The sequence below is a fragment of the Caballeronia sp. LZ033 genome, assembly GCF_031451265.1.
GTDB lineage: Bacteria > Pseudomonadota > Gammaproteobacteria > Burkholderiales > Burkholderiaceae > Caballeronia.
Genome location: NZ_JARUXQ010000009.1, coordinates 40661 through 48034, shown reverse-complemented (window position 1 = coordinate 48034; position 7374 = coordinate 40661). Strand labels below are relative to the sequence as shown.

General features: G+C 59.7%; 6 protein-coding genes. All 6 read right to left on the bottom strand.

Annotation, left to right across the window (positions count from 1 at the left end; genetic code table 11):
- Nucleotides 1-143: 143 nt before the first annotated feature.
- The 6 genes from QCE62_RS34645 to QCE62_RS34625 all read right to left on the bottom strand — a co-directional run bounded on the left by QCE62_RS34645 (nucleotide 144) and on the right by QCE62_RS34625 (nucleotide 7336).
- Complete coding sequence (locus QCE62_RS34645; RefSeq protein ID WP_409017962.1) at nucleotides 144-1610, bottom strand: ISNCY family transposase; 1467 nt, start codon at nucleotides 1608-1610, stop codon at nucleotides 144-146.
- A 729-nt stretch (nucleotides 1611-2339) separates the two neighbouring features.
- On the bottom strand, nucleotides 2340-2531 hold the full coding sequence (locus QCE62_RS35350; protein WP_409017963.1) for a hypothetical protein: 192 nt from the start codon (nucleotides 2529-2531) through the stop codon (nucleotides 2340-2342).
- Between the two features lie 165 nt (nucleotides 2532-2696).
- Nucleotides 2697-3431: a MotA/TolQ/ExbB proton channel family protein gene (locus QCE62_RS34640; protein WP_309927899.1), complete on the bottom strand. Its 735-nt coding sequence runs from the start codon at nucleotides 3429-3431 to the stop codon at nucleotides 2697-2699.
- Nucleotides 3432-3470: 39 nt separating this feature from the next.
- Complete coding sequence (locus QCE62_RS34635; RefSeq protein ID WP_309927897.1) at nucleotides 3471-3917, bottom strand: copper chaperone PCu(A)C; 447 nt, start codon at nucleotides 3915-3917, stop codon at nucleotides 3471-3473.
- A gap of 426 nt (nucleotides 3918-4343) precedes the next feature.
- Complete coding sequence (locus QCE62_RS34630) at nucleotides 4344-5204, bottom strand: DJ-1/PfpI family protein (RefSeq protein ID WP_309927896.1); 861 nt, start codon at nucleotides 5202-5204, stop codon at nucleotides 4344-4346.
- Nucleotides 5201-7336 (bottom strand): TonB-dependent siderophore receptor, encoded by a 2136-nt coding sequence (locus QCE62_RS34625; RefSeq protein WP_309927895.1) that lies wholly within the window; start codon nucleotides 7334-7336, stop codon nucleotides 5201-5203. Before QCE62_RS34625 ends, QCE62_RS34630 begins: the two co-directional genes overlap by 4 nt.
- Nucleotides 7337-7374 lie beyond the last annotated feature (38 nt).

Sequence of the window (7374 nt, the reverse complement as noted above, 5' to 3'; positions counted from 1 at the left end):
GGCGGACATGCCGAACCAGCAATGTCGCACGCCCCGGTCAACGGAGCTGCGGCGACGGATGACCGTGATGGCGGGAGGCGACCATTCCATCTAAAAAGCGTGACAAATTCTGTTGCCGCTAAGTTCAAATGTCGGGGTCTCCGCTAAGTAGAAATGTCGGGTTTCGAAGCGATGTTTCTGTTCGGGTTGTGGGGTTGGGGCGGCGCAGCCGCCCCCCGTTCCCTCATTGCTTTTGCGCTGACTTCGAGAATCGCTTCGTTCATGTCGGCGATGCTTAGTGCGCGTTGCTTCTTCAGTCCTTCAAGCGCCTTTTTGGCCCGAACCTGTTCACCGCGATGCGTGCGTGAAGGTGCATCACATGCACGACGATCGTCTCGTTTGGCTTGCAGCAGCCGTGCGGCCTCGAGTGCATGCGCCAAACGCTTGTTCTCGACTTCCGCGCCCTGATTAATCCGCGCAATACGGTCGTAAGCGCCGCAGGAAAGCACCTCGCCGCCTGCCTGCACCTCGACGCAGCCGCTCGGGTATTCGACCACCTCGACCTGCTGGTGAATCAATAGGCGATTGGCAGGCGTGTCTTCCAGCAGATACATCACCCGATCGTATTGCACCGTCAGCGCGTGCGTGACCTTGCGCCACACGCGATGTGCCAGTAGTTGCGTCAAATCGTCGTCAGCACGCAAGGGCCGATGAGCATCGTGGTCGCTACGTGGCGGCTTGCCGAAACGTTGATTGAAGTCAGCGATGAAGGAGGGCGCATAGGCATTGGCTGCTTCCCATGTGCTAATGCTGCGCAAGCGCAACTCTTTGACCAGCCGGTCCTGCAGGGTCAGGTTGGCGCGCTCGACACGCCCCTTGGCCTGACTCGTATTCGCGCAGAACGCATCGATGTTCAGTTCGTACAAGGCTCGCCCGAACTGCGTCACGCCTTTGCCAGCGGTCTGCGAGCGGTTCTTGACGTAAAAGACGCTGGCCTTGTCGCTATAGAACGCGATGGGCTTACCGTGCGCGTGCAGATACTTCGACAGCGCTTCAAAGTAACTAAAGGTCGACTCGGTCGCGGTGAAGTGCAGCGTCATCAGCCGGCCCGTCGCATCGTCGATAAATACCAGCAGCGTGCAGGCCGGCGCGCGCTCCTCGAACCAGCGGTGATCGCTGCCATCGATCTGGATTAGCTCGCCCAGACACGAGCGGCGGTTGCGGGGCTGGTGAATCCGCGGCGGGCGCTGTTTGCGAGGCACCCAAAGGCCCGCAGCCGTCATCAGGGAACGAATCGTCTCGACGGCCAGTTCAATGTTGTGGCATTCCCGTAACTTCTCGCACGCCAGTGTCGGACCAAAATCAGCGTAACGCTCGCGGATCAACGCGAGCGCGCGTTGCGCCACGCCGTCCGGCAGACGGTGGTTACTCGCGCGTCCGCGCTTGCCGGACACCAGAGCACGTGCACCGTCTGCACGATAACGCAAGACGAGCCTCTCGATTTGCCGCACGCTCATGCGCAGCCGATCGGCGGCACGGCCTGGCTTGAGCTGGCGTTCGGCGACTGCCTGAATCACTCTGAGTCGGTCCAGTTCGCGCATCGACATGGTGATGGTCCCGGTCGTGTTCATCGCCAGCGCTCCTTAAACGCTTGTCTGGCAACGAAGCTACGTCAAAATGCGACATCTCTATTTGGCAGAAACACGACATTTGAACTTGGGACCTACAAATTCAAATGCGATAAGTTAGGTTATGTCAAATATTTGATTTCGGGGAGTCTCGTCGGAGAAGATGACGCTGCCCACCAATGGCACGCTAGCGACTGCTGCAAGATGGCGTTTTGGTCGGCGCATTGGCCGCTATCAGGCGGTACTGACCTACGCGCATACGTGTGCGCCTGAACCGAAAGGCGGTAGGCAGTTCGCTGATATGGAAGTTCGATCAAGATGCGGTGCAGTGGAGCTTGACGGATGGCCCGACCAGCACAGGAGACCGTCACGTCCTCCCCCCAGCGATCACATGTGCCGTCGATCGAGTTAAAGAAAGGCTCTCCCGAATTCCGCCTGACAACATAGGTCGCCCCTTCCGGAACCGCGCCGAGAGGCTGAACTGTATAGACGCCAAGTTGGTCACAAAGGACTGCGACTGCCACGGCGGCAACTAAGGCTGTCGCGAGCCCGCGTCGTGGCAGCCTGTACGACCGAAGCCGTATATAGAGAAAGTGGATGGACATGGGGTACCGTCTGCAACGCAGCAGCATAAGCGCGCGTGCCATTCGGCTGGACGCGAGACCGGACTATATAGTTGACTTCAATTCGCGTGGATTCTTCAATGGATGCCGCAGTGATGGCAACGCCGCCTCAATCCGTCGCCCTGGTTGTTCTATCGGGCGAATGACAGTTCGAGAAGGGCACGACCCAGCCGCCCTGTCGCATCGTGCCTTCGACAAATGCGTCTTTCGAAAAACGACCTTTGAAAATTGTCCCATCGGGCCTGGTTTCTGTTCCCTGCCCTTCAGCCTTGCCGTCGACGACCTGTCCGATGTAGCGCATACCGTCCGTTCGCAGAATTTCCGCGGACAGGCAAGGCGTCTCCACGCAAGCGAAAGCGAAAGCGAAAGCGAAAAAGATCCTGTCGAATCGGAACCAGACGCGCATTGTCTGTCACCCCGGATATTCGCTCAACCAACACAACGCACTTGGTCCTGCAAGTGCGACTCATAGATCGGTCGAAAGGCCGTCCGATTGACGCGCGGCGTGCCCCGACGGCACGAGGCTCGCACCCGTCACAAAAAACGCATGGAGACTGTGGGCGAACCGATTGAGCTTGCGCACGGTCGACTTGTTTGCACTGTTCAACGCGTTATAACCAAGGACCGCGGGGATGGCCACGCACAGTCCGAATGCGGTCATGATCAACGCCTCACCCACCGGACCCGCTACTTGATCAATCGACGCCTGCCCGCTTGCGCCGATCGTCAGCATCGCATGGTATATCCCCCATACCGTCCCGAACAACCCTACGAAAGGAGAGGTGCTTCCGATCGACGCAAGCACGGCAAGCCCGCTTTGCAGGTGCGCGACGCAATCGTCCATGGTGGCGCGCAGATTTCGAGTGATCCAGTCGGATACATCAAGCCGGTCGTGAAGATGCGTTTGTGTAAGCTGGTGGTGATCGGCCGCATCCAGTCCTGACAGGGCCAGTGCCAGAAACGGATTGGCACCCACGGACGGAGTCGCCGTCGCAAGCCTCGCCACACCCTCACTGAAGTCGTTGGCGTCCCAGAATGTGCGCTCGGCGTGGCACATCAGGCGCTTCAACCGCAGCACATTCATGTACTTGACCACGATCACCGTCCAGGAGGTGACGGACATTAGCAACAACACCACGAGAATTCCGCGTGTAATGAAGTCGCCCTGCGCCCATACATGGGCCATGCCGTAAGTTTGCATAGCGCGTCAGGATTGACGAAACGATGCCCTGCGCAGGTGTTACTCGGCCATGGCGCCAGGAGTCTTCACCGCACAGTTCGCTTTGACCTTTTCGCCGTCGCTGAACACGAAGGTGAATGGGAGGCTCGAACCCGGTTTGAGGGCGTGTTTGGGCTGCTCCAACATCAGGTGATAGCTTCCGGGCGCAAACGCGAGCGTGCCACCCGCCGGCACCGACACCTGATCGACCATCACCATTTTTGACGTATCGCCGCTTTTCTCCGTCCGATGCAGCATCGCCATGCCGAACGCGTCGGTTTCGACGCCAGTCAGGTCGATGGGCTTCGCGCTCATATTCATCGCCTTGAAGTAACCACCGGATGGAACGTTGCCCGGCAACGGCCGGATCCAGCAATCGGACACCATCATCGACGAAGATGCGGCCCCCGCATGCATTGCGCATGTACCGAGCAACGCGGCCAGGGACCATTTGATGGATGCTTTCATCGCGCCTCCTTTATTGATTGTTGGGCACCGAATCGAGAAGTTGGATCGGACAATTCGCGCAGTGTAGCACTCGACTTTTACGCCTCGCAGCGGCGCTGTCAGCGCTTTACCGTAGAATCTGGCCGGAGAGGGACGCCTTTTTCAATGTGCGGCTTTCATCGATTCACCCACTACGCTCGTTGTATGGAATTACGAACCTGCGTTCTGTTCACCCTCCTGCTCGCCATTGCCGAGATTGGCTGGTGTCTGCTTGACGCGCCCGATCCGGTGGAAGCGGCACTGGCGAACGCGTATTGCTCGCCCGCACCATACGTCCATCATCACCACACCCACTGACGGCAATTGCACGCCGAATTGACCAAAACGCGCCGAAACTGGCCGCGTCGGTATGCACGCTCGCCCACGGCTTGCTGATCGCCGGTCGCGTCACGCTTTGCGATTGCTCATTGCGCTGTCAGACGCCAACTGCTCAGCCTTCTTCCTGAATCCTGAAAGCAACTGGATCATGTCGGCTTTGACTTTCGCGGGCGCCGTCTTCATCGAGCCTGCGTTAAACGGCGGATGAGGGTCGTATTCGCTCACGAGCTGGGTACATTCGGCGTAAAAACGACTGCGGAGCTCGGCCACCATCGTCAGACCAAAGTCGAGCCCGGCGGTTACACCCGCGCCTGTGATCCGGTTACGGTCGCGCACCACGCGCGCACTCGATGGGATCGCGCCGAATCCAGTGAGTGCATCCCGACATGACCAGTGCGAAGTCGCCTTGTAGCCCTTCAGCAATCCGGCAGCGCCCAGAATCAGCGATCCTGAGCAGACGCTGGTGACGTATTTCGCGCGGCTACCGCGGTCGGACATGAACGCGAGCGTGTCGTGGTCCTTGGCCGCAGCCAGCGTGCCATCGGTGCCGCCCGGCGTAAAGATCACGGTGAGGTCGCGAGGACATGTGTCGAACGTCGCCGTAGGCACGATAATGACGCCTGCATCGCTTGTGACTGGCTCCATGGTCTTCGCAACCAGATGAATCTTCGCGCCCATCAGCGAACCGAACATGGACTGCGGCCCGATCAGATCCATCACGGTCATGCCTGGGTACATCAGCATGGCAATCTCCTCGTCGCCTTCCCAATGCACCGTGCTATCGGGCATGTACATGTGAGCATCCGGGTGATCCGCGTGACCCGCATGACCCGCATGATCCATGTCATGCGCGCTCGCGTTGGCGGCACCGACGGTCAAAGGAGCAAGGAGCGCAGCGAGCAGGAGATTTCGGCGGTCGGTATCGATCATATTTGTGCTTTCAGTGTGAGATAGACGGAGCGCGGCTGGATCGGCATCACAACCGGAAAGGAAAGGTATTCATAGGGCGCGTAGGCTCGGCGATTGGTCAGGTTCACGCCGGACAGCCCGATCGTGTAACGGTCGAACATGTACGCGACCTGCGCATCGACGACCGCGTATCCCGGCACCGAAATGGTGTTGGGTAAGGTGACCTCGCGCGAGCCTAAGGCTGTGATGCCCGCGCCGAACGACAGCCCCGCGGCCGGCCCATTCAACAGTCGGTAGCGGAAGGCAAAGCGGCCGCTGTTTTTGGGTACGCGCGCCAGCGTGTCGCCGACCGAAATGGCGTTGTCTTCTGTGACCTTCGCGCGGGTGTACGCGTAGTTAGCCAGAAGCGATAAGGCCGGCGCAGGTTCCCAGACCAGATCCGTTTCGATACCACGCGCACGTTGCTGGCCGGCCTGAATCGAAAAGAGCGGATTATTGGGATCGGGCGTGGCGACGTTATTGCGCGTCTGCTCGAACAGCGCGATCGTGCCGGACAAGCCGATGTCCTTCAGCGCGAGCTTGATACCCGCCTCGATATTGCGCGACGTCTCGGGCTTTGGAGCCTGCGCACCGATGAACCCGAACGCCGCGCGAAACGCCGTGGCATACGCGGCATAAGCGGCAACACCGGGCGCAAGATCGAACGTGGCGCCGACTCTGGGCGACACGCGGTGGTAAGTGTCGTTGGTGCTTTGCTCGGTTTCTTTGAACACGAGCCGCGTGTAGCGCAGCGAACCGGTCAGATGGAAGCGGCCGTAGGTCGCCTGATCCTGCACGTAAGCCGCTATCGTCTGATACTGATCATTCTGAGTGAGGCTAAGCGGCGCTAGTGAACCATATCCGAGGTTGTAATTCGGCTGCGCCAGATCGAGCGAGCCGACAGGGACGCCCTCGAAGCCCATGTCGGAGGAAAAACTGGTGTGGTCGTAGTCGACGCCCGCCATCAGTTCATGGCGTCCACCCAACGCATTGACCTTTGCCGACACGTTCGCATCGAACGTTGCCTCCCTGGTGGTGGTCAGCATGTTGAGCGGCAGGATCGGATAGGTAGTGGGCGTCGCGGGATCGGGCGGATACATGCCCGGATACACGAAGCTGCCGTACTCGGGGATCCTGCTGTTGAAGTAGCGGCCACTGACGGTCAGCCGCATGCTGTCGTTGAAATCGTGCTGTAGCTGGACGGTTGCCAGCTGATTGTCGATCGTGGTGCGAGGCTGCCCGATGGTCGTCCCCGGAAACGCGTGGCGGTCGAGATCGCCCGCCAGCGCCTGCGCAGCCGGCAATCCCGAATATTCAACTTGGCTGCTGTGATTGACTTCCGCCTGCAGCAGCAGAACGGTGTTCGGATCGAGCTTGAACGACACGCTGGGTTTCACCGACCACCGCTCGCCTTTCACCTGATCGATCCAGCTGCCGTTGCTCTGATACTCCGCCGCGATTCGACCGTTGATCGAGGACGTCAGCGGCCCGGTCAGGTCGAAGTACGGGTTGACCGTTCCATAGCTGCCGGTGCGCATCGCCACGTAGCCGCCCGCCTTGCTGTCCGGCAACTCTGACTGGAGGTTGATCAGACCGCCCAGCGGCGAACCCAGGCCGCCACCGTAGAGTGTCGAACTCGGTCCCTTGAGCACGTCGATCTGCTCGATGCCAACCAGACTCGTCGGGCTGTTGGCCGCATTCATGCCATACATCGGCAGACCATCCCGATAGATCTCCGCAGGAAAGCCTCGCACGATCGGCGCCACGAAGAGGTTTTCTTCCGGCTGGCTGGGTATAACGCCAGAGACATTCACCAGCGCATCGGCGAGCGTGCGGGCGTCCTGCTCTTCAAGCAGCGTATGCGTGAGCACCTGGACCGATTGAGGCACTTCGATCAGAGGCGTAGCGGTGCGCGTTGCAGCCGTCGTGTCCGTCGCCGTATAGGGCGTGGTGAATGGATATCGCTTCGCCTTGACGACCACAGAAGGCAAAGTCGATATGTCGGCAACGTCGCTTTCCTGCGCTTTGTTTGCGTTGGCATCTGCTTGCTGCGCATGCAGCGGCGCAGCGAACGCCGCGATCGAGGCGGCAGCCACCAAGGTCAATCTGTTCATGATTGTGATATCGGTTGAACGTGCTTACTCGAGTGACG

Bases quoted from the DNA above. Each gene is read 5' to 3' on its own strand.
- QCE62_RS34640 (WP_309927899.1), bottom strand. From the start codon at position 3,431: ATGCAAACTTACGGCATGGCCCATGTATGGGCGCAGGGCGACTTCATT.
- QCE62_RS34625 (WP_309927895.1), bottom strand. From the start codon at position 7,336: ATGAACAGATTGACCTTGGTGGCTGCCGCCTCGATCGCGGCGTTCGCT.
- QCE62_RS34645 (WP_409017962.1), bottom strand. From the start codon at position 1,610: ATGAACACGACCGGGACCATCACCATGTCGATGCGCGAACTGGACCGA.
- QCE62_RS35350 (WP_409017963.1), bottom strand. From the start codon at position 2,531: ATGCGCTACATCGGACAGGTCGTCGACGGCAAGGCTGAAGGGCAGGGA.
- QCE62_RS34635 (WP_309927897.1), bottom strand. From the start codon at position 3,917: ATGAAAGCATCCATCAAATGGTCCCTGGCCGCGTTGCTCGGTACATGC.
- QCE62_RS34630 (WP_309927896.1), bottom strand. From the start codon at position 5,204: ATGATCGATACCGACCGCCGAAATCTCCTGCTCGCTGCGCTCCTTGCT.